The 20525-nt window shown below is 72.0% G+C and carries 13 protein-coding genes; 12 read left to right on the top strand and 1 reads right to left on the bottom strand.

Annotated features, from left to right (window positions below):
- The first annotated feature begins 128 nt into the window (after positions 1-128).
- The 3 genes from ACZ41I_RS04920 (at position 129) to ACZ41I_RS04910 (ending at position 5769) form a co-directional block, all read left to right on the top strand.
- The gene (locus ACZ41I_RS04920; RefSeq protein WP_468513171.1) at positions 129-3002 is read left to right on the top strand and encodes a DEAD/DEAH box helicase; all 2874 of its coding nucleotides are present in this window, start codon (positions 129-131) and stop codon (positions 3000-3002) included.
- Positions 2999-4300: an SWIM zinc finger family protein gene (locus tag ACZ41I_RS04915; RefSeq protein ID WP_468513170.1), complete on the top strand. Its 1302-nt coding sequence runs from the start codon at positions 2999-3001 to the stop codon at positions 4298-4300. Before ACZ41I_RS04920 ends, ACZ41I_RS04915 begins: the two co-directional genes overlap by 4 nt.
- A gap of 128 nt (positions 4301-4428) precedes the next feature.
- Complete coding sequence (locus ACZ41I_RS04910; protein ID WP_468513169.1) at positions 4429-5769, top strand: esterase-like activity of phytase family protein; 1341 nt, start codon at positions 4429-4431, stop codon at positions 5767-5769.
- An 83-nt stretch (positions 5770-5852) separates the two neighbouring features.
- On the opposite strand, the gene xylA is transcribed toward ACZ41I_RS04910, so the two are convergent.
- The gene (gene xylA, locus ACZ41I_RS04905; RefSeq protein WP_399763117.1) at positions 5853-7019 is read right to left on the bottom strand and encodes a xylose isomerase; all 1167 of its coding nucleotides are present in this window, start codon (positions 7017-7019) and stop codon (positions 5853-5855) included.
- 153 nt (positions 7020-7172) lie between these two features.
- Between xylA and xylB the strand changes: the two genes are divergently transcribed.
- From xylB to ACZ41I_RS04860, 9 genes are all read left to right on the top strand, one after another.
- The gene (gene xylB, locus ACZ41I_RS04900) at positions 7173-8627 is read left to right on the top strand and encodes a xylulokinase (protein WP_468513168.1); all 1455 of its coding nucleotides are present in this window, start codon (positions 7173-7175) and stop codon (positions 8625-8627) included.
- Positions 8628-8661: 34 nt separating this feature from the next.
- Positions 8662-9870 carry an ROK family protein gene (locus tag ACZ41I_RS04895; protein ID WP_468513167.1) on the top strand — a complete coding sequence of 403 codons (1209 nt, stop codon included), beginning with the start codon at positions 8662-8664 and terminating at the stop codon, positions 9868-9870.
- Positions 9871-10153: 283 nt separating this feature from the next.
- On the top strand, positions 10154-11638 hold the full coding sequence (locus ACZ41I_RS04890; protein ID WP_468513166.1) for an APC family permease: 1485 nt from the start codon (positions 10154-10156) through the stop codon (positions 11636-11638).
- A 92-nt stretch (positions 11639-11730) separates the two neighbouring features.
- Positions 11731-12744 (top strand): acetamidase/formamidase family protein, encoded by a 1014-nt coding sequence (locus ACZ41I_RS04885; RefSeq protein WP_468513165.1) that lies wholly within the window; start codon positions 11731-11733, stop codon positions 12742-12744.
- 135 nt (positions 12745-12879) lie between these two features.
- Positions 12880-13524, top strand: coding sequence for an N-acetylmuramoyl-L-alanine amidase (locus ACZ41I_RS04880; RefSeq protein WP_468318345.1), 645 nt, complete (start codon positions 12880-12882; stop codon positions 13522-13524).
- 69 nt (positions 13525-13593) lie between these two features.
- Positions 13594-14880: a GAF domain-containing protein gene (locus ACZ41I_RS04875; protein WP_468513164.1), complete on the top strand. Its 1287-nt coding sequence runs from the start codon at positions 13594-13596 to the stop codon at positions 14878-14880.
- Positions 14881-14957: 77 nt separating this feature from the next.
- A complete protein-coding gene (exaC, locus tag ACZ41I_RS04870) occupies positions 14958-16481 on the top strand; it encodes an acetaldehyde dehydrogenase ExaC (RefSeq protein WP_468513163.1) in 1524 nt (507 codons plus the stop codon).
- A 621-nt stretch (positions 16482-17102) separates the two neighbouring features.
- Positions 17103-19379, top strand: coding sequence for a hypothetical protein (locus ACZ41I_RS04865; protein WP_468513162.1), 2277 nt, complete (start codon positions 17103-17105; stop codon positions 19377-19379).
- Positions 19376-20521 (top strand): hypothetical protein, encoded by a 1146-nt coding sequence (locus ACZ41I_RS04860; RefSeq protein WP_468513161.1) that lies wholly within the window; start codon positions 19376-19378, stop codon positions 20519-20521. Before ACZ41I_RS04865 ends, ACZ41I_RS04860 begins: the two co-directional genes overlap by 4 nt.
- Positions 20522-20525: the final 4 nt, after the last annotated feature.

The raw sequence follows: 20525 nt of genomic DNA, 5'->3' as shown, positions 1-20525 counted from the left end.
TCTTCTCTCTTTCGAACAGAATGTGAAGTGGCCGGGATCACGTCGTCAGTATGCCGGGGCCACCCCCGACGTGCTGTACTCTCGGCGACTCCGACTCAGTAGTCAAATTTGAGGAGTGCGCCTCAGCTGTGCAGACCAACCCCACGGCACCACCCTCCGAACTCTCCGAACTGACCCGCTGCTGCGCGGTGTTCCTGCCGTCCGACCCGCCTCGCACTGGCCGGATCGCCTTCTGGCAACGGGACGGCGGGGAGGCCCTCCCCCTCGTCGCCGGAGGCTCCGCCGCAGAGCTGGACATCGTGATGCCCATGGTGGACGGCGGCGTCGAGCCGGTCCGTACGCCAGCGGTCCTGCTGCCCGTACACGATGTTCTGCCGCTGCTCACACGCGCGCGTGCACTGCGGCAGGGGCATCGCTCGGCGGGCTTCTGGGGTGCCGCCTGCCAACTGGCCCTGTCGTTCCTGGCGCGTGGGCTTCTGCTGCCGGGTCTGTCCCCCGGCGGTCACGACGCCTGGCGGGTGGGCCCGCTGTCGGCCCGGGACGCGGAGCTGGTCCGCGAAGTCGCCGCTTCCATGCCCCCGGAGGCCCATGCGGTACCGCTCTCGCCCGAGGGACCGCTCCGGCTGCCCGAACCTGAGCGGCTGCTGCACGCTTTCCTGGACGCGGTCGCCGATGTACTGCCGCGCTCCCCCGCCGCCCCGTCGGTGACCGGCGGCCCCGCATACGCGGCTCCCGAGCCGCAGCGGTTGCCCCATCTTCGGGCGTGGGCCGATGACATCGCCGCCGGCCAGGACGCGGGCGTGCGGCTGTCACTGCGCGTGGAGGTCTCCGGGCTCGACGACGCCGTACAGCGGGACGACGCTGCGGTCGCGTTCCGCGCGGTGCTGCAGGTGCACGGCGTGAGCGGGGCCACGGACGTCATCGATGCCGCCGCCCTGTGGGCCGGTGCGGGAGCCGTGCACGAAACGGCCGCTCCACGCGCGCGTGCCGAGGCGTTGCTGGCCCTGCGCCGCGCCGCGCACGCCTGGCCGCCGTTGACGCCACTGCTCTCCGCCGCCGTACCCGACACCGTCGCCCTCGCCGACGACGAGGTCGCCGAACTGCTCGGTGAGGGCACGCGGGCCCTGGCTGCGGCGGGGGTCGACGTGCACTGGCCGAAGGAGCTGTCGCGTGAGCTCGCGTCGCACGCGACCGTCGGGCCGACGGATGACGGCACGCCCGCTCGGCGGGACGCCGCGACGCCCTCGTCGTTGCTCTCGTCGGACGCCATGGTCTCCTTCCGCTGGCAATTCGCGCTCGGCGGGCGGGAGTTGTCCCGGCAGGAGCTGGACCGGCTCGCGGCGGCCAAGCGTCCCCTGGTGCGGCTGCAGGACGGGTGGGTGCTGGTGGATCCGCGGCAGGCACACCGCGCCCGGTCCCGCCGAAACCGCGCCCTCTCCCCCGTGGAGGCGCTGGCCGCCGCGCTGACCGGCTCGGCGGAGGTCGACGGCCGGCAGGTCGACGTACGCTCGTCCGGGTGGCTGGAAGGGCTCAGGAAGCGGCTCACGGACCCCGGGACGGCACCCGCCGTCGAGCAGCCTCCGGGGCTGGCCGCCACCCTGCGCGACTATCAGCTCCGCGGGCTCGACTGGCTGGCCCGCATGACCGCCCTCGGCCTGGGCGGCTGTCTGGCCGACGACATGGGCCTCGGCAAGACGATCACCCTGATCGCACTGCATCTGCACCGGCAGACGGACGCCTCGGCCGCCGGCCCCACCCTCGTCGTCTGCCCTGCCTCCCTGCTCGGCAACTGGCAACGCGAGATCGAACGGTTCGCCCCCGGTGTGCCGGTGCGCAGGTTCCACGGTCCCGGACGCGCTCTCGGATCCGTCGCGGACGGGGAGTTCGTCCTGACGACGTACGGCACGATGCGCCTGGACGCCGAGCGGCTGGCCGCACTGCCGTGGGGCCTGGTCGTGGCCGATGAGGCGCAGCACGTGAAGAACCCCTATTCGGCGACCGCGCGGGCATTGCGGTCCATCGGGGCACACGCGCGCGTGGCGCTCACCGGCACCCCGGTGGAGAACAACCTCACCGAGCTGTGGGCCATCCTCGACTGGACGACTCCCGGCCTGCTCGGCCGCCTCGGCACCTTCCGCGCCCGCTACGCGCAACCGGTCGAGGCCGGCCTCGATCCCGCCGCCGCACACCGTCTCGCAGGGCTCGTCCGGCCGTTCCTGCTGCGACGGCGCAAGTCGGACCCCGGCATCGCCCCCGAGCTGCCGCCGAAGACCGAGAGCGATCACCCGGTGGCTCTCACGCCGGAACAGGCAGGACTGTACGAGGCGTTGGTGCGCGAGACGCTGGAGCGGATCGCGGCCGCCGACGCCATGGCCCGCCGGGGCCTGATCGTGCGGTTGCTGACCGGCCTGAAGCAGATCTGCAATCATCCGGCGCAGTTCCTCAAGGAGGACGAGCCGCGGCTTGCCGGCCGCTCGGGCAAGCTGGAGCTGCTCGACGAACTCCTCGGCACCATCCTCGCGGAAGGCTCGGGGGTGCTCGTCTTCACTCAGTACGTGCGCATGGCCCGCCTGCTGGAGCGCCATCTGACGGCCCGTGGGGTGCCCTCGCTGCTCCTGCACGGCGGAACCCCGGTGAGCGCGCGCGAGGAGCTGGTCCGGCGTTTCCAGGACGGCGGGGCACCGGTGTTCCTGCTGTCCCTGAAGGCGGCCGGGACGGGCCTGAACCTCACCCGCGCCGGGCATGTCGTGCACTACGACCGCTGGTGGAATCCGGCGGTCGAGGCGCAGGCCACCGACCGCGCGTACCGCATCGGGCAGACACAGCCGGTGCAGGTGCATCGCCTGATCGCCGAGGGAACCCTGGAGGACCGCATCGCGGACCTGCTGGACCGCAAGCGCGAGCTGGCGGACACGGTGCTCGGAACCGGCGAGGCCGCGCTGACGGAACTGACGGACGCGGAACTGGCCGCGCTGGTCGAGCTGCGCAAGGAGGCACGATGAGCGATTACGACGACGAGCACGGCCGTGCGGCGGGGCGCACGCTTGCCGCACTGCCACCCGTCCACGGACGCGGGTTCGCGCAGAGCTGGTGGGGTCGGGCATGGCTGCAGGCGCTGGAGGACGCGGCCCTGGACGGTGCGGCGGTCAAGGCCGGCCGCAGGCTGGCGCGAGCGGGCGGAGTGGGCGCGGTGACCGTGCGGCCGGGGCGGGTCACCGCCGTCGTACGCGATCCGGGAGGCGCGGCCCACCGGGCCGATGTCCTCGTGCCGGAGCTGTCCGAGGAGGAGTGGCGGCGGTTCCTGGACGTGACCGTGGAGCAGGCCGGGCACATGGCCGCGCTCCTCGACGGGGAGCTGCCGCCGCTGCTGGTCGAGGACGCCGCGGTCGGCGGTGTCGAGCTTCTGCCGGGCCTGGGTGATCTGGAACCCGAGTGTGACTGCGGAACGTGGGACCACTGCGGGCACACCGCCGCGTTGTGTCACCAGGTGGCGCGGCTGCTGGATGAGGATCCGTTTCTGCTGCTGCTGATGCGCGGTCGCGGCAAGGATGCGTTCCTGGCGGAGCTGCATGTGCGCGGTACGGCGTCCCGCACGGAAGACTCCACATCCGTGGCCGGGGGCTCCGTGGCCAGGGGCGTGGACGCGGCGGAGGCCTGGGCGGCCGGGGACATCCTGCCCGGGCTGCCGGAGTTGCCCGGGCTCCCGCAGGCTCCGGGCGCACCGCCGTCCCTGACGGCCGCAACGGCACCGGCGCCCGGCATCGATCCCGTGGCGCTGGAGCACCTGGCGGGCCGCACCGCCGTGGAGGCGTACCGGCTCCTTGCGGTGGTCCTGCGCTCGGGTGCGTGGGACGGCACGGCCCGCACGGCCGCCCAGGACGCCGTACGACTCGCGTGCGGAGCGCCCTCGGGCGACGTCGTCGCACGGCTCGCCGAGGGGTCGGGCCGCGGCCGCCAGGGGCTGGCGACGGCTGTCCGTGCCTGGCATGCCGGTGGTGTCGCGGCCCTGGCCGTGCTCGACGAGGAATGGCAGGTGGAGGGTGTGGCACTGGCACGCGCGCGTGCGGCGCTCGAAGCGGCCTGGGAGCCGGACGAGCGGCCGGAGTTCCACAGCAGCGGCAACCGGTGGACCGTCCCGGGCGGAGGGGTTCAGTTGCGCCTCGGCCGGGACGGCCGCTGGTGGCCGTACCGTGAGGAGGCCGGGCACTGGGCCCCTGCGGGCGGGCCGGACGCTGATCCGGCGACGGCACTGGCCGCGGCGCGGCTCGGCACCGGCCCGGAGGGTGAAGAGGACTGCTGACAGGCCGTCAGCCCGAATCGTCGCGATCCGATGAACGGCCGACGCCGGCTGTTCACCCCGCGGTCTTACGGCGTTCCTCCTGGGGCCCAAATGTGGCCGCTGTCAATGAACTTGCCCCAGGAGGCCCGATGTCCCCGCAGTCCGCCGGCCGGCGCCGCGTCCACCGTTCCGTTGCCACGGGCCTGTCCCTGGCCCTGGCCGCCACGTTGCAGGCCGCGGGGACGGCTGAGGCGGCACCGTCCCAGGACGCCCGCGTCATCCGCACGGCGACGCTCGGCGAGATCCCGCTCGGCGCGTTCAGCAACGCGCTGCTGCCCGGCAGTGTCGACGACGACCACGGGGTGAAGCTCGGCGGCATCGGCAGTGACATCTACCCGGCGGGCCGCAAGGGCGAGTACTGGACGGTGACCGACCGCGGCCCCAACGGGCAGATCAAGGTGAACGGCACGAAGCGCCGTACGTTCCCGGTGCCGGGATTCGACCCCGCGATCGTGAAGATCCGGGTCTGCGGCGACAAGGTCCAGGTCATCGATGCAATCCCGCTGACGACCTCCTCCGGGCAGGCCGTCACCGGGCTGCCCGACCAGAAGAGCCGCGACGAGGCGCCGTACACCTACGACGCGCAGTCGCCGCTCTCCTACAACCCGAACGGCCTCGACACCGAGGGCATCGTGCAGGCCGGCGACGGGACGTTCTGGCTCGTCGACGAGTACGGCCCCTCGCTCGTCCACGTCTCCGCGCGCGGGAAGGTGCTCACCCGGTACGTACCGAAGGGGCTCGGGCCGACGGGCGCGGACTACCCGGTGGTGGAGGCGCTCCCGTCGGTCTTCCTGCACCGCAAGACCAACCGGGGACTCGAGGGGCTGGCGCAGCTGCCCGGCGGTGATCTGGTGCTGGCCCTGCAGAGCCCGCTGTCGCTGCCGGACGCGGATGCCGGGAGCGCCTCGCGCACCACGCGGCTGCTGCGCTTCTCGCCGGGCAAGGAGGCCGTCACCGCCGAGTACGCCTACCGGTTCGACCCGGTGGACGTCGTCGATCCGGGCGAGGACGACACCTCCGAGCTGAAGATCTCCTCGGTGGTGGCCGTGGGCGGTGACCGGCTGCTCGTCGAGGAGCGCACGGACAACGCGGCCCGGCTGCAACTGGTCGAACTGAAGCGGCGGTCGAGCATACTGGGCGGCTCCTGGGACGACGACACGACGTCTCCGTCCCTGGAACAGCTGGACGACCCGGCGTCCGCCGGCGTACCGGTCCTGGCCAAGCGGCTCGTGGTGGATCTGGGCAAGGTCGACGGAGTGCAGCGGAAGATCGAGGGCATCGCGCGCGTGGACAACGACACGCTCGCCCTCATCAACGACAACGACTTCGGGATGACCGACGGCGCGGGCGCGTTCGACGCACAGGGCCGGCTTGTCGACAGCGGGATCAGGACGGCCGTCACGTATGTCCGGCTGCCCGAGGGACTGTGACGTCCCTGACTCCGTCAGTCCGGAAAGCGGACTGACGGACGGCCGGGACGGCGGCGCGTGCCGCTGCCCGGCCGTCCTCGCGTTCAGCCGCGTGCCCCCAGCAGGTGGTCCATGGCGAGCTGGTCGAGGCGTTCGAAGGCCATGCCGCGCGCGGCGGCCGCGTCGACGTCGAAGTCCTCGAAGGCCGTACGGTCGCCGAGCAGGGCCTGCAGACCGTCGGCCGCGGTCGGCCGGGCCAACTGGTCCAGGCGTGCGGCACGCAGCGCCTCCTGCACCTCGGGGTCGGCGCGGAAAGCGGCGGCACGCTCCTTGAGGATGAGGTAGTTGCGCATGCAGCCCGCGGCCGACGCCCACACTCCGTCGAGGTCCTCGGTCCGCGGCGGCTTGAAGTCGAAGTGCCGCGGGCCTTCGTAGCCGGCGCTCTCCAGCAGGTCGACCAGCCAGAACGCCGCCCGCAGGTCACCGGCGCCGAACCGCAGGTCCTGGTCGTACTTGATGCCGGACTGGCCATTGAGGTCGATGTGGAACAGCTTGCCCGCCCACAGGGCTTGGGCGATGCCGTGCGGGAAGTTCAGGCCGGCCATCTGCTCGTGCCCGACCTCGGGGTTGACGCCGTACAGCTCGGGGCGCTCCAGGCGCTCGATGAAGGCCAGCGCGTGGCCGACGGTGGGCAGCAGGATGTCCCCGCGCGGCTCGTTCGGCTTGGGCTCGATCGCGAACTTCAGGTCGTAGCCCTGGGAGGTGACGTACTCGCCGAGGAGGTCGAAGGCCTCCTTCATGCGGTCCAGGGCGGCGCGCACGTCCTTGGCGGCACCGGATTCGGCGCCCTCACGGCCGCCCCAGGCGACGTACGTCCTCGCGCCCAGCTCGACCGCGAGGTCGATGTTGCGGATCGTCTTGCGCAGCGCGTAACGGCGTACGTCGCGGTCGTTGGCGGTGAAGGCGCCGTCCTTGAAGACGGGGTGGGTGAAGAGGTTCGTGGTGGCCATCGGGACGGTCATGCCCGTCGCGTCCAGGGCCTGACGGAACCGCTTGATGTGCGACTCGCGCTCGGTGTCGGAGGATCCGAAGGGGATCAGGTCGTCGTCGTGGAAGGTCACCCCGTAGGCGCCCAGCTCGGCCAGGCGCCGCACCGTCTCGACCGGGTCGAGGGCCCGGCGGGTGGCGTCGCCGAACGGGTCCCTTCCCTGCCAGCCGACGGTCCACAGGCCGAAGGTGAACCTGTCCTCGGGGGTGGGCTGGTAGCTCATGCCGCGGCTCCTTGCTGTGTTGCGACCATTTCGTCATGGCCGTTTACAAATTAGTATGCGCTCGCGCCTCCGGGAAGAGACAAGATGTCTATGTCCCGCAGAGTCGCGGAACGTCGCGCAAGTCGCGGAACGTCGCGGAAAAGGGAGAGCCCGATGTCAGCAGCCGAGGGTCCGCTCGTCGTCGGCGTGGACACATCAACGCAGTCCACGAAGGCACTGGTCGTGGACGCGGCCACCGGCCAGGTGGTGGCGAGCGGCCAGGCGCCGCACACCGTGTCCTCCGGCGCGGGCCGCGAGAGCGATCCGCGTCAGTGGTGGGAGGCGCTGTGCGAGGCATTGCGCCAGTGCGGGGACGCGGCACACGAGGCGGCCGCGGTGTCGATCGGCGGCCAGCAGCACGGCCTGGTCACCCTGGACGAGCGCGGTGAGCCGGTGCGTCCGGCGCTGCTGTGGAACGACGTGCGCTCGGCGCCGCAGGCCCGCCGGCTGGTGGAGGAACTCGGCGGTCCGAAGGCCTGGGCCGAGCGCACCGGCAGCGTGCCCGGCGCGTCGTTCACGGTCACCAAGTGGGCCTGGCTGGCCGAACACGAACCGGAATCGGTCCGCGCGACCAGGGCGGTACGGCTCCCCCACGACTACCTCACCGAGCGCCTGACCGGACAGGGCACCACCGACCGCGGCGACGCGTCCGGCACCGGCTGGTGGGCGTCCGGGACGGAGGCGTACGACGCGGAGACGCTCGCCCACGTCGGCCTCGACCCTGCGCTGCTGCCCCGTGTGGTGCGGCCGGGAGAGGTGGCCGGCACCGTGCGCGACAGCCACGACCTGCCGTTCTCCAAGGGCACGCTGGTCGCCCCCGGCACCGGCGACAACGCGGCGGCGGCGCTGGGCCTCGGGCTGCGGCCGGGCACCCCGGTGCTCAGCCTCGGCACGTCCGGCACGGTGTACGCCGTCTCCAGGCACCGCCCGGCCGATCCGACCGGCACGGTGGCGGGGTTCGCCGACGCCCACGGGGACTGGCTGCCCCTGGCCTGCACCCTGAACTGCACGCTCGCGGCGGACCGCGTCGCGGCGCTGCTGGGCCTGGACCGTGACGCGGTGGAGCCCGGCGGCTCGGTGACCCTGCTGCCGTACCTGGACGGCGAGCGCACCCCGAACCTGCCCAACGCCTCCGGCCTGCTGCACGGCCTGCGCCATGACACGACCGCAGGCCAGCTGCTGCAGGCCGCGTACGACGGCGCCGTGCACGCGCTGCTCGGCGCCCTCGACCTGGTCCTGGACGAGGACGCGGACCGCAGCAGCCCGCTGCTGCTGATCGGCGGCGGGGCACGCGGGACGGCGTGGCAGCAGACGGTACGGCGGCTGTCGGGCCGTCCGGTCCAGGTCCCCGAGGCCAGGGAACTGGTCGCCCTCGGGGCCGCGGCACAGGCCGCCGGCCTGCTCACCGGCGAGGACCCGGCAGCGGTGGCCCGCCGCTGGAACACGGCCGCGGGCCCGGTGCTGGAGGCCGTGGAACGGGACCGGGAGACCCTGGAGCGGATCACCGGGGTACTCTCCGACGCGGCCCCCCTGCTGGAGCGGGGGACGGACACCACGCCGCACGGATGAGCCGGGCGGCAGACACCGGGGACTGACTTCAGGCATGACCGCACCGCTGCACGAGGCCCGCCCGTCGAGCGCCGGCCGCGCCCTGCCGGACACCCAGCAGGGCATGCGTCGGCGCAACCTGGCCCGCGTGATGCACGCCGTCAGCGCCGAGGGTTCGCTGTCGCGCGCCGCGGTCGCCTCGCGCATCGGCCTGACACGGGCGGCCGTGTCGACCCTCGTGGACGAGCTGATCCGCTGGGGGCTCCTGGAGGAACTGGGCCCGGAGCGTCCGGGCCGGGTGGGCCGGCCCGGGTCGGCACTCGCGGTGAGCGGCCGGGGTCCGGCCGGGATCGGAGCCGAGATCGGCGTCGACCACCTCGCGGTGTGCGCGGTCGACCTGCGTGGCACGGTGCGCGCGCGGGCCGTGCGGCACGGAGCGAACCGGGGCCGCGCGCCCGCACCTGTGGTCGAGGAGCTGACCGGGCTGGTGCACCGGGTCGTCGCGGAGGCGGAGCGGGAGTCGCTGTGGCCCGCCGGACTGGCGGTTGCCGTGCCCGGACTGGTGGCACGGGACGGCCGTACGGTCGTACGCGCCCCGAACCTCGACTGGCACGACACCGACCTCGGCGCCCTGCTGCCCGGCGCGTGGCCGCTGACCGTGGACAACGAGGCGAACTTCGGTGCACTCGCGGAGTTGTGGCTCGGTGACGGCACGCCGCATGACTTCCTTCACGTGTCGGCCGAGATCGGAGTCGGGGCCGCGGTCGTCGTGGACGGCGGACTGCTGCGCGGCACCCGCGGCTTCGCCGGCGAGCTGGGCCACGTGCCCGTACGGCCGGACGGGCCGTCCTGTCCGTGCGGCGGCCGCGGCTGCCTGGAGCAGTACGCGGGCGAGGAAGCCGTGCTGCGTGCGGCGGGGCTGGAAGCGGGCGAGGATCTGGTGGGCCTGCTCGCCGGGCGCGCCGAGCAGGGCGACGAGAACGTACGAGCCGCCCTGCGGGACGCCGGCACGGCGCTCGGCATCGCGCTGACCGGGGCGGTGAATCTCCTCGACCCCGAGACGGTGGTCCTCGGCGGTGCTCTGGCCGGCCTCTCCCCCTGGCTGCTGCCGTCCCTGGAGACGGAGCTGGCGAGCCGCACGGCGGGCCCGCCCTGCCCGGTGACAATGTCCCGGCTGGGCCCGGAGGGGCCCCTGCTGGGCGCGGCACATTCGGTCGTCCGGGCCGTTCTGGACGATCCGGCGGTGGTGGCGGAACGGTCCTGAGGCCCGTTGCCGGGTCTCGTGGGACTCCAGGGCTGTGAAACGGGCTGGGGACAAACCGGCCCGGTGACTGCCGCCGTTCGCCCGATCGGGTGGCCCGGTTTTCCACAAGTGGGGGCTTCTCCACGGAACCGGCGCGCACTCTTCTGCCCAACCCGCCTGCGCCGTACCGTGATTCACGCGAGGCACTCGGCCGACGGATCGTCAACGTCTGCGGCTGCCGAGCGATCGACGGTATTTCACACACATCGGGTGGCAGTGGGCTGACACGCATCGGGGGACACACATGCACGAGAAGACGACCGGGGCGCTGCGGCGCGACGCCGTCGGGTTGCGCGAGGTGCTGTTCCAGAGCGTCACGGCGATGGCGCCGGCCGCCGCAGTGGCCGCGTCGATTCCGGCCGGTGCCGCCTTCGCCGGCGGCAGCCTGCCGCTGGCGGTCCTGATCGCCCTGGTGGCCTGTCTGTTCACCGCGTCCTGCGTGGCCGAGCTGGCCCGGGAGCTGCCCGCCGCGGGCTCGGTGGCCACCTACGCGGCGCGGGGACTGCACCCGGCCGTCGGGTTTCTGGTCGGCTGGGGTTACGTCTTCGTGGAGATGCTGGTCCCCCCGTTGCTCCTGCTGCAGCTGGGCTTCACGGCGGCGGGCACACTGCACGAGGAGTGGTCCTCGTATCCGGCGGATCTGTGGTGGCCGTGGTCCCTGGCGGGGGCCGGCGTGATCGCCGTCGCCGGTTACCTCGGCGTCCGCGCCTCGGCCCGGTTCGGCACCGTCCTCGGCATCTTCGAGGTCCTGGTCTTCCTGGTGTTCGCGGCCCTGCCCATCGGCATGGCGGGCAGCGCCAACACCCTGTCGGTCTTCGGCACCTCACACACTGCCGATGGTTACGCAGGGCTCGGTGGCGTGTTCGCCGGATCCGTGTACACGGTGCTGGCGTTCGCGGGGTTCGAGGCGGCGGCGCCGCTCGCCGAGGAGACCCGCGACCCCCGGCGGACGATGCACCGCGCGGTCCTCGGGGCGGCCCTCGGGATCGGTCTGTTCTACGTCATCACGACCTATGCGATGACCGTCTACTTCGGCCCGGACCGCTTCGCGACGTTCGGCGCCTCGGGCTCGGCCTCCTGGGACGGCGTCGCCCGGGCCTCCTTCGGGCTCTTCTGGGTCCTGGTGTTCCTGGCGGTGATCAACTCCACGATCGCCAATGCCAACGCGTGCGCCAACGTCTCGACCCGTACGGCCTTCGCCCTGGCCCGGATCCGGGTCCTGCCCCGCCTGCTCGCCACGCTCCACCCCCGGCACCGCTCCCCCGTGGCCGGTATGGCGCTGCAAACGCTGGTGGCGGTCGGGGCGGTGCTGGGACTCGGTTTCGGCTACACCCCCGTGACCGGGTTCCTGCTGCTCGCCACGGTGATCGTCACGGTCGTCGTCAGCGTCTACATCGTGGTGAACCTCGCCTGCGCCGGCTACTTCCTGCGGGCCGGCCGGGCGGGCCTGAGGCCGGTACGGCACCTGCTGTTCCCGGTGCTGGGCATCGCGGCCTTCATACCCGCCCTGCTGACGGCCGCAGGCCTCCCGGTCTTCGACTTCGTCACTGAACTGACCGCCCCGGTCTCGTATGCGGGCCCGGTCGTCGGGATCTGGATGGCGGCGGGTGTCGTGGTGCTGATCCTGCTGATGCGGCGTCATCCCGAGCGCATAGCCGAGACCGCGCGGGTGCACCTCGACGCGTACGACCCGGCCGACGACCGGCAGGACGGGACCGTGCTCCGCTGACGTCCCGTCACGCCCCGCACCCGCCGCACCACAACGCACCGGTGCCCACCCCCGTCCCACGACCGCCCACGTCAGAAGGGACCACCTCCACGATGACCGACCCCCGGATCCTCACCGTGCGTCCGGAACCGGACGCCTACGCCTGGACGTTCGGCGGTGCTCCGCCGGTGGCGCGGATCGCGCCCGGCACAGTGCTCGACCTGTACACGGAGGACTGTTTCGCCGGGCGGGTACGCTCGGAGAAGGACCTCGTCTCCGAGGTCTGCGAGTTCCCGTACCTCAATCCGCAGACCGGCCCTTTCCACATCGAGGGTGCCGAGCCAGGCGACACCGTGGCCGTGCACTTCGTGTCGATCGAACCGGCCCGCGACTGGGCGGCGTCGACGACGGTCCCGCTCTTCGGCGCGCTCACCTCGACCCACACCACGGCCACGCTGCAGCCCCCGCTGCCGGAGCGCGTCTGGATCTGGCAGCTGGACCGCACGCGGCGCACCGCCCTGTTCCAGGCGCAGGACAGCGACATCGAGGTCGAGCTGCCCCTCGATCCCATGCACGGCACGGTGGGCGTGGCGCCGGCCAATCTGGAGGTGCGCTCCGCTCTGGTCCCGGACGCCCACGGCGGGAACATGGACACCCCCGAGATGCGGGCCGGCGTCACCTGCTACCTGGGCGTCAACGTCGAGGGCGGCCTGCTCAGCCTCGGCGACGGACACGCCCGGCAGGGCGAGGGCGAGACCTGCGGCGTGGCCGTGGAGTGCGCGATGAACACCGTGGTGGTCGTGGAGCTCCTCAAGGACGTCGCCACCCCATGGCCCCGGTTGGAGTCGGACACCCACATCATCTCGACCGGCTCGGCGCGACCGCTGGAGGACGCGTTCCGGATATCGCAGCTGGACCTGGTGCAGTGGCTGGTGCGCGACTACGGGTTCAGTGCGCCGGACGCGTACCAATTCGCCACTCAGGCAGTGGAATCGCCGCTGGCCAACGTGTGCGACACGAACTACACGTGCGTGGCCAAGCTCCGCAAGGAATGGCTGCCGGCGCGCGAGACGTACCGCGGCGTGCACCACCGGCTGCGGGAGACCGCCCGGGCACTGCGCGGTTGACGCCGACGACGTCCCCGTGGGCGCGCATTCCCCCACCCTGAGTCCCCCCTCTCGTCCCCCTCGATCCCCCCTCTCTGAAACCTGACGCTCCTACGGCTCCGACTCCCCCCACCTTGAAAGGCACCGCCGATGGACATGGACCCGGCCGGCACCGCACAGCCGAGAGATCCGGCACCACCAGCGAGACCGGCACAGCCACGCCTGAGCAGACGCCGGCTGCTGAAAGGCGCGGCGCTCGCCGCCGTCCCCTACACACTGCTCCCCGACCCACGCGCCGGTGCGCAGCCCGAGGCCGTCGACTACCCGCCCGCCGAATGGCATCCGGCGAGCGTCTCCAACTACACCGCGTCCGACCGCCCGGGCGACTACGCCATCGACCGTGTGATCATCCACGTCACACAGGAGACGTACGCCAACACGCTGACGATCTTCGGAAATCCGCAGAAGAAGGTGTCCGCGCACTATCTGGTCCGCTCGGCGGACGGGCACATCGCCCAGTGCGTGCACGAGGCCGACATCGCCTGGCACGCGGGAAGCTGGGACTACAACACCCGCAGCATCGGCATCGAACACGAAGGGTGGGTGGACCAGCCGGCCTACTTCACCAACGCCCTCTACGAGCAGTCGGCGAAGCTCACGGCGGCGATCTGCACCAAGTACGGCATCCCGAAGGACAGGCAGCACATCATCGGCCACTACCAGGTGCCCGGCACCGATCACACCGACCCGGGCCCCGGCTGGGACTGGGTCCGCTACCTGAGACTGGTCAACTTCGCCTAGCCGGAAGACGATGGACGCAAGGAGCGGCATCAGGACCGACATCGCCGATTCGCCGTGCGGGAGGCAGAGTTGACCGATCCGTGGGTGGCCCTGGATCCGGGGGCCGACCCCACCGAGCGGGTCCGTGTGCTGCGCAGGGCGCACGAGACGTTCACCACGGTAGGCACGGTGCCGAGCCCGGTGCGGTCGGTCGTGGCGGAGTCGTGGCGGCGCAGCGCGCGGGCCGGTGTGGCACCGGACGCCACCGCCGGCGTGGAGCTGACCGACGCCGACCTCGGCGCGTACCGGGCGGAGCACCCGCTGGCCAGGGTGATGCCGCTGTTCCGGGAGCTGATGGGTACGTTCGCCGCCGACGGTGAGCATCTGCTGGCGGTGTGCGACGCGCAGGGCAGGCTGCTGTGGGTCGAGGGGCACCGGGCGACCCGGCGCCGGGCGGACGGGATGAACTTCGTCCCGGGCGCGCGCTGGTCGGAGAGCGCGGTCGGCACCAACGCGCCGGGGACCGCCGTCGCCGTGGACCGGCCGGTGCAGGTGTTCGCCGCGGAGCACTTCATACGTCGGGTCCAGCCGTGGACCTGCGCGGCGGCTCCGGTGCACGATCCGCGCACCGGCCGGGTCCTGGGCGCGGTGGACATCACCGGCGGGGACGGGCTGGCGCATCCGCACAGCCTGGGCTTCGTGCAGGCGGTGGCGCGGGCCGCGGAGGTGCAACTCGCGCTGCTCGCGCCGCCGCCGAGCACCGCGGACACGCCGCTGCTCGGCGCGCTGGGCCGGGACGAGGCCGAACTCGTCCTGAACGGCCGACGGGTCCGGCTCAGCCGCCGGCACAGCGAGATCCTCGTGCTGCTCGCCCGGCACCCCGAGGGCCTGACCGGTGACGAGCTGCTGTGCGCGCTGTACGCGGACGAGTCGGTGACCCCCGTGACCCTGCGTGCCGAACTCACACGCCTGCGCAGGCTGTTGGGCGCCGGCCTGCTCGGCTCGCGGCCGTACCGGCTCACGGCCGCGGTCGAGTCGGACGTCACCGCGGTGGAGCGGTGGCTGGAGGCGGGGGCGGTCACCGCGGCGGCGGAGGCGTACACCGGTCCGCTGCTGCCCGCTTCACAGGCCCCGGCGATCGTACGGCTGCGGGACCGTCTCGCCGACGGGCTGCGGTCGGCGCTGATCGCGCACCGCGACCCGGACCTGCTGGCGGACTGGGTGCGCGCGCCCTGGGGCGAGGACGACCTGGAGGTGTGGCGGGCGCTCGCCGCGGTGCGGCCCACGGCGCCCGTGCGGGCCCGGCTCGCCACACTGGAGGCCGAGCTGACGGCACCGGCCGGCCGGGCACCTGGCGGGACGCGCGGTGCAACGTAGTTGCAACGTCCGCCCGCCTAGCCTCGCGCCGAGAGCTGCCCAACGGCGGGCAGCGCTGCAGCGGGAGGCAGACCAGCATGACTCGTTACGCGGCGCCGGGCACCGAAGGCGCGATCGTCTCCTACCAGGCGCGCTACGACCACTTCATCGGCGGCGCGTATGTGCCGCCACTGCGCGGGCAGTACTTCGAGAATCCGTCGCCGGTCAACGGACAGCCGTTCACCGAGGTCGCGCGCGGCACGGCGGAGGACGTCGAGCGGGCGCTGGACGCAGCGCACGAGGCCGCGCCGGGGTGGGGCCGTACCCCGGTGGCGGAGCGTTCCGACATCCTGCTGAAGATCGCCGACCGTATGCAGGCCAGCCTCGAAGCGCTCGCGGTCGCCGAGAGCTGGGAGAACGGCAAGCCGGTGCGGGAGACGCTGGCGGCCGACATCCCGCTGGCGATCGACCACTTCCGTTACTTCGCGGGGGCGATCCGGGCGCAGGAGGGCTCGCTCGGCGAGATCGACGACGACACGGTGGCGTACCACTTCCACGAGCCGCTGGGGGTCGTCGCGCAGATCATCCCGTGGAACTTCCCGATCCTGATGGCGGCGTGGAAGCTCGCGCCGGCGCTCGCCGCGGGCAACGCGGTCGTCCTCAAGCCGGCCGAGCAGACCCCGGCCTCCATCCACTACTGGGTCGGCCTGATCGCGGACCTGCTGCCGCCCGGCGTACTGAACATCGTCAACGGGTTCGGGGTGGAGGCGGGCAAGCCACTGGCGTCCAGCCCGCGCGTGGCGAAGGTGGCGTTCACCGGGGAGACCACGACGGGGCGGCTGATCATGCAGTACGCCTCCGAGAACATCAAGCCCGTCACCCTGGAGCTCGGCGGCAAGTCGCCCAATATCTTCTTCGACGACGTGTGGGCGCACGAGGACGACTTCCGCGACAAGGCTCTTGAGGGCTTCACCATGTTCGCGCTCAACCAGGGCGAGGTCTGCACCTGCCCGTCCCGGGCGCTGATCCAGCGCGGCCACTACACGGAGTTCCTCGACGCGGCGGTCGAGCGCACGCGGCTGATCAAGCCGGGTCACCCGCTCGACACCGACACGATGATCGGCGCCCAGGCCTCCAACGACCAGTTGGAGAAGATCCTCTCCTACCTGGACATCGGCCGGCAGGAGGGCGCGAAGGTGCTCACCGGCGGCGAGCGCATCGAGTACGACGGCGAGCTGAAGGGCGGCTACTACGTCCAGCCGACCATCTTCGAGGGCGACAACCGCATGCGGATCTTCCAGGAGGAGATCTTCGGCCCGGTCGTCTCGGTGACCTCCTTCGACGACTTCGACGACGCCATCAAGATCGCCAATGACACGCTTTACGGCCTCGGCGCGGGCGTCTGGACCCGGGACGCCACCACCGCCTACCGCGCCGGCCGCGCGATCCAGGCGGGCCGCGTGTGGACCAACTGCTATCACGCGTATCCGGCGCACGCGGCGTTCGGCGGCTACAAGCAGTCCGGGATCGGCCGCGAAACACACAAGATGATGCTGGATCACTACCAGCAGACGAAGAACATTCTGGTTTCATACAGCCCGAAGAAACTTGGGTTCTTCTAGAGCCTGATACCTCGCGCCGCTGTCTGGACTCCAAGTGCAATCAGTCCCGGACCAGCCGCGGACCGAACGACGTCCCTGTGGAACCACTTCCGGCGGGGCGGATGGCTGCGGCACCTGTGAGACGGACGTGCTGGACGGTGCGCGGCCGTGTGGGCCGACCGCCCACAGACTCAGGGCGTCGCCGACCAGCGTGAGGGGCAGCCCGGCGACCAGCGACCCATACAGTGGCTCGCTGGTCGCTCCGTATGTACCGTCGTCGTCCGCGACCACCAGACCGGCCATCCCCAGGCCGACCGTCAGCGCTGTTTCCCGCGAGACATGCCAGGCCGGCCGCGCCCCAGGTCCGACGGCAGCGGCCCACGCTTCGTGCCCACGGCACTGATTCCGGCCGATCCGCGGGATCGGCGCCCACGCGTTCGGAATCTTCGCGAACCTGCCTCTCTGCGGTCCACGCACGCTTTTGTCGGCCCGTCGGGGAGGTCGAAGACGTTGTGCGCCCCCGGCGCACAGCAGGTCATCGCGCAACGGATAGTTCATTGCCTGCCATGCGCCGACTGCCCCTGCCCGTACTCCGAGCCCTAGGCTGGCCGCCCACTGCGTCACGCCTCGGGGGAAGCGTTCATGGGAAACACCGCCGTACGTCTGGCTGCTCTGCTCACCGCACGCAAGGAACGGCTGGCGCAAGTCGACGCTGCCGCTCAACGATGGAGCGCGGTCAGCGCGGGACTGGCCGAACTGGGCCGGTCCCTGCGGATGCTGGCCGCCCACCCGGATCTCTCCGACGAGGTCAGGGCCCAGCTGTCGGCACCGTCCCTCCCGCCGGCCCAGGCCGCGATCGCCGAACTGCACGAGCTGTTGCGCGCCGCGGCGTCCCGCTTCGCCCGGGATACCGTGAACATCGGGGTCAGCGGCCGCGCCCGGGTGGGCAAGAGCACCCTGCTCCAATCCATATCCGGGCTGTCGGACATCCAGATCCCCACCGGTTCGGGGCTGCCGGTCACCGCGGTCCGCAGCCGGATCTTCCACACGCGCGGGCCCGAACGGGCGGTGCTCCGCTTCCACGGGCCGGAATCCTTCCTGACCGAGGTGGTACACCCGTACCACGCCCAGATCGGCCTGCCGGCCACGCCGGCGTCCCTGGAGGAGTTCCGGGGCTGGCGCTACCCGGAGCCGGAGGATTCGGCGGACTCGGAACCCGTGGCCCTGCTGGTGCGACTGCGGCAGATGCAGCAGGCCCTGTGGTCGTACGAGGCCGACCTCACCGGCGGCGAGCGCGTCCTCGACTTGGATGAGCTCCGCCCCTATGTCGCCTACCCCACCGACAAGCAGGTGGAATCGGGGGACGCCTGCCCCCGCCCGTACCTCGCCGTGCGCGACGTCCGGATCGACTGCTCGTTCCCGCACGCCGATGTGGCGAGCCTGGGAATCGTGGACCTGCCGGGCCTCGGGGAGAACGAGGCCCAGTCGGAGAAGCACCACGTCGCCGGGCTGCGCCATGAAGTGGACCTGGTCGTGATGGTGAAACGGCCGGTGGAAGGCATGGGGTACTGGGGCAAGGAGGACGCCAAGGCGCTCAGCCTGCTGGACGAAGTGCGCGGCTTCATCCGGCAGCGGGGGGACTTCGTCGAGCTGCTGCTGAACGTCGGCACCCCCGAGGACCACAGCAGCGCTCCCGCCCTGCGGAACCACATCAAACGTGAGGTCAACGGCGGCCAGGACGGCCGCTGGTACACGGTCCGCGAGACGAACGCGAAGGATCCCGAGGCGGTGGGCGCGCAGCTGCTGGGTCCCATGCTGGACCGGCTCGCCCGCACGCTGCCGGTCATGGACGACGACATCCTCGACGGGACGCGCCGGGCCGAGCAGGCGGCCGCGCAGCGGGTCAGGGCCGTGCTGGCCGAGGTGCGGCAGGCGCTGACCCAGGCCCGGTCGCGCAGCGCGGCACCGGCCGAGGACCTCGAAGCCCGGGTCCAGGAACTCCGGCGGTCCCTGGCCGTCGATCTGTCGGTGCTGCTGGACGAGCTGCGCACGTACGCGTACGCGGAGGACCAGGATCCCGACTACGAGACCGCCGTGGAGGCCGCCCACCGCCAGCTGCGCTCCTGGCTGACGCTCGGCCTGGGTACGGGCGGGCAGGACGGTGACCCGGAGGCGGCGCGGGCCGCCTGGTGCGAGGAGGCACTGCGCGTCATGCGCGTGGAGCTCTCCAGCGGCGGGCTCGTGGCCGACGAGCTGCACCGGATCCGGGTGGAGACCGGCCGCCACTTCTCCCGGGTCGACACCTACTTCGACCGCCGGGTCGCCTGGCTCTGGACCAAGGTGACCGCCCTGCTGGCCGGGCACACGGGGACGTTGCTCGCGGAGCGGCCGGACGAAGAGGGGCTGCGTGCCCTCGCCGGATTCGCCAGGGCCGCGGCGGAGCCCTGCCCCACGCTGGAGGAGGCTGTACAGGGGCTGCTGGACCTGCGGCTGGACTACCGCAGCCAGCTCCACCCCAGGGTCCACCGCGAGTTGGAGCGGCTCCGTCCACAACAGCGGGACCCTCTGACCGGCATGCCGCAGTCGCAGATCGTGGTCGAGATCAGTCCGGCCGGAGCGGGGGCGTTGTACGAGTTCCTTACCGAGCGGGCCGAGCAAGCCGCCCACCGGACGCGGCAGGCCCTGCTGCGCGAGTCGATGACGCCGGCCACGGTGCTGCTGTCGGCGCTGGAGCACTTCGACGACCTGCTGATCCGCTCGGCCGATGCCGAGCGCGACCTGCGCCGCTTCGCCCGGAGCTACCGCAACGAGCTGTGGCCGGGCGTCTACGAGGGGCTGGACTCGGGTCACGCCCGCTTCGCCGCGGTGGAGTCGGCGTGCCGGACCGTCCAGAAGACACTGGAAGGAGCGGCGGCATGAGCCCGACCGACCACCCGGCACCTGAGTTCAAGATCGGCGTACTGGGTCCCAGCCGGGTCGGCAAGACCTCACTCATCGCGTCCATCCTGGCTGACAGCTCTCGCTTCCTCGGCGGGACCAAGGTGACGCTCAGGCCGCGGACCACGGACACCGAGATCCGCATCACGAACCGGCGCGACGATCTGGACGGTGCCGTACTCGCCGGGCACTTCGACCATGTCGCACTGGCCGGGACCCAGGAAGCGACCCGCTTCGACCTGGCGCTGGAGACCGGGGCATCGGGTGCCGGCCTCCGGCTGACCCTGCTCGACTTCCCCGGCGGTTGGCTGAAGGCAGCCAACCGCCCGCCTGAGCAGGAGGAAGAGTGGCAGAAGTGCCGCGAGTTCATGGCGGAGAGCAGCGTGCTGCTCATCCCGATCGACGCGACCGTGCTGATGGAGGCGTCCACCCCTCGGCACCGGCGGGCGCTCCCCGCCACACTCAACACCGCCGAGGTGCAGTCCGTCGCCGAGGCCTGGGCCACGGAACGGCTGATGCGGCCGGACGAACCCGCACTGGCGATCCTGGTGCCGGTCAAGTGCGAGAGCTACTTCGCCGACAACGGCGGAACCGTCGCGGCCGGCCATGTGCTGCTCGAGACGGTGCAGCAGGTGTACGGGAACGTCCTGGACGTCATACGAGCCAACGACCCCAACGCGAAGATCTTGTACTGCCCCGTGGACACCCTGGGCTGTGTGGAGCTGCGCAGCGCCGAGTGGGAACCCGCGCCCAAGGGGCCGGGCGGACTCTCGTTCGAAGCCAGGTTCAGCATCCGCAAACCGGCCAGGATTTCGGTGCGCGGCGCGGAGGACGTGCTGATCGCCATATGCCGGCTGCTCACCTCCGCCCGCCGGGAGACGGAGCAGGAAGAAGTCATCCGACGGCAGGAACTGGCGCTCCGTGCCGAGGCGCTCGCCCGGCAGCCGGAAGGCTTCCTCCGCAGCATCTGGCTGTGGGCCAACGGCACGATGGCCGCCCGGCGGGAGGACGCGGACGACAAATCACGGCTCGCCGAGATCAGCCGGAGGCGGGCCCTCCTCCTCGCCGAGGCCGTCGACGCATTGGCGAGGCGCACGTACAGCGACCGTGTCAGGAGGCTCTAGCCGG

This window comes from Streptomyces sp. NPDC030799 (assembly GCF_055572255.1).
This window is presented reverse-complemented; position numbering and strand designations above follow the sequence as displayed.

Excerpts from the sequence above, each read along its gene's own strand:
- ACZ41I_RS04915 (WP_468513170.1), top strand. The coding sequence starts at position 2,999 with ATGAGCGATTACGACGACGAGCACGGCCGTGCGGCGGGGCGCACGCTT.
- ACZ41I_RS04910 (WP_468513169.1), top strand. The coding sequence starts at position 4,429 with ATGTCCCCGCAGTCCGCCGGCCGGCGCCGCGTCCACCGTTCCGTTGCC.
- xylA (WP_399763117.1), bottom strand. The coding sequence starts at position 7,019 with ATGAGCTACCAGCCCACCCCCGAGGACAGGTTCACCTTCGGCCTGTGG.
- xylB (WP_468513168.1), top strand. The coding sequence starts at position 7,173 with ATGTCAGCAGCCGAGGGTCCGCTCGTCGTCGGCGTGGACACATCAACG.
- ACZ41I_RS04895 (WP_468513167.1), top strand. The coding sequence starts at position 8,662 with ATGACCGCACCGCTGCACGAGGCCCGCCCGTCGAGCGCCGGCCGCGCC.
- ACZ41I_RS04890 (WP_468513166.1), top strand. The coding sequence starts at position 10,154 with ATGCACGAGAAGACGACCGGGGCGCTGCGGCGCGACGCCGTCGGGTTG.
- ACZ41I_RS04885 (WP_468513165.1), top strand. The coding sequence starts at position 11,731 with ATGACCGACCCCCGGATCCTCACCGTGCGTCCGGAACCGGACGCCTAC.
- ACZ41I_RS04880 (WP_468318345.1), top strand. The coding sequence starts at position 12,880 with ATGGACCCGGCCGGCACCGCACAGCCGAGAGATCCGGCACCACCAGCG.
- exaC (WP_468513163.1), top strand. The coding sequence starts at position 14,958 with ATGACTCGTTACGCGGCGCCGGGCACCGAAGGCGCGATCGTCTCCTAC.
- ACZ41I_RS04865 (WP_468513162.1), top strand. The coding sequence starts at position 17,103 with ATGGGAAACACCGCCGTACGTCTGGCTGCTCTGCTCACCGCACGCAAG.
- ACZ41I_RS04860 (WP_468513161.1), top strand. The coding sequence starts at position 19,376 with ATGAGCCCGACCGACCACCCGGCACCTGAGTTCAAGATCGGCGTACTG.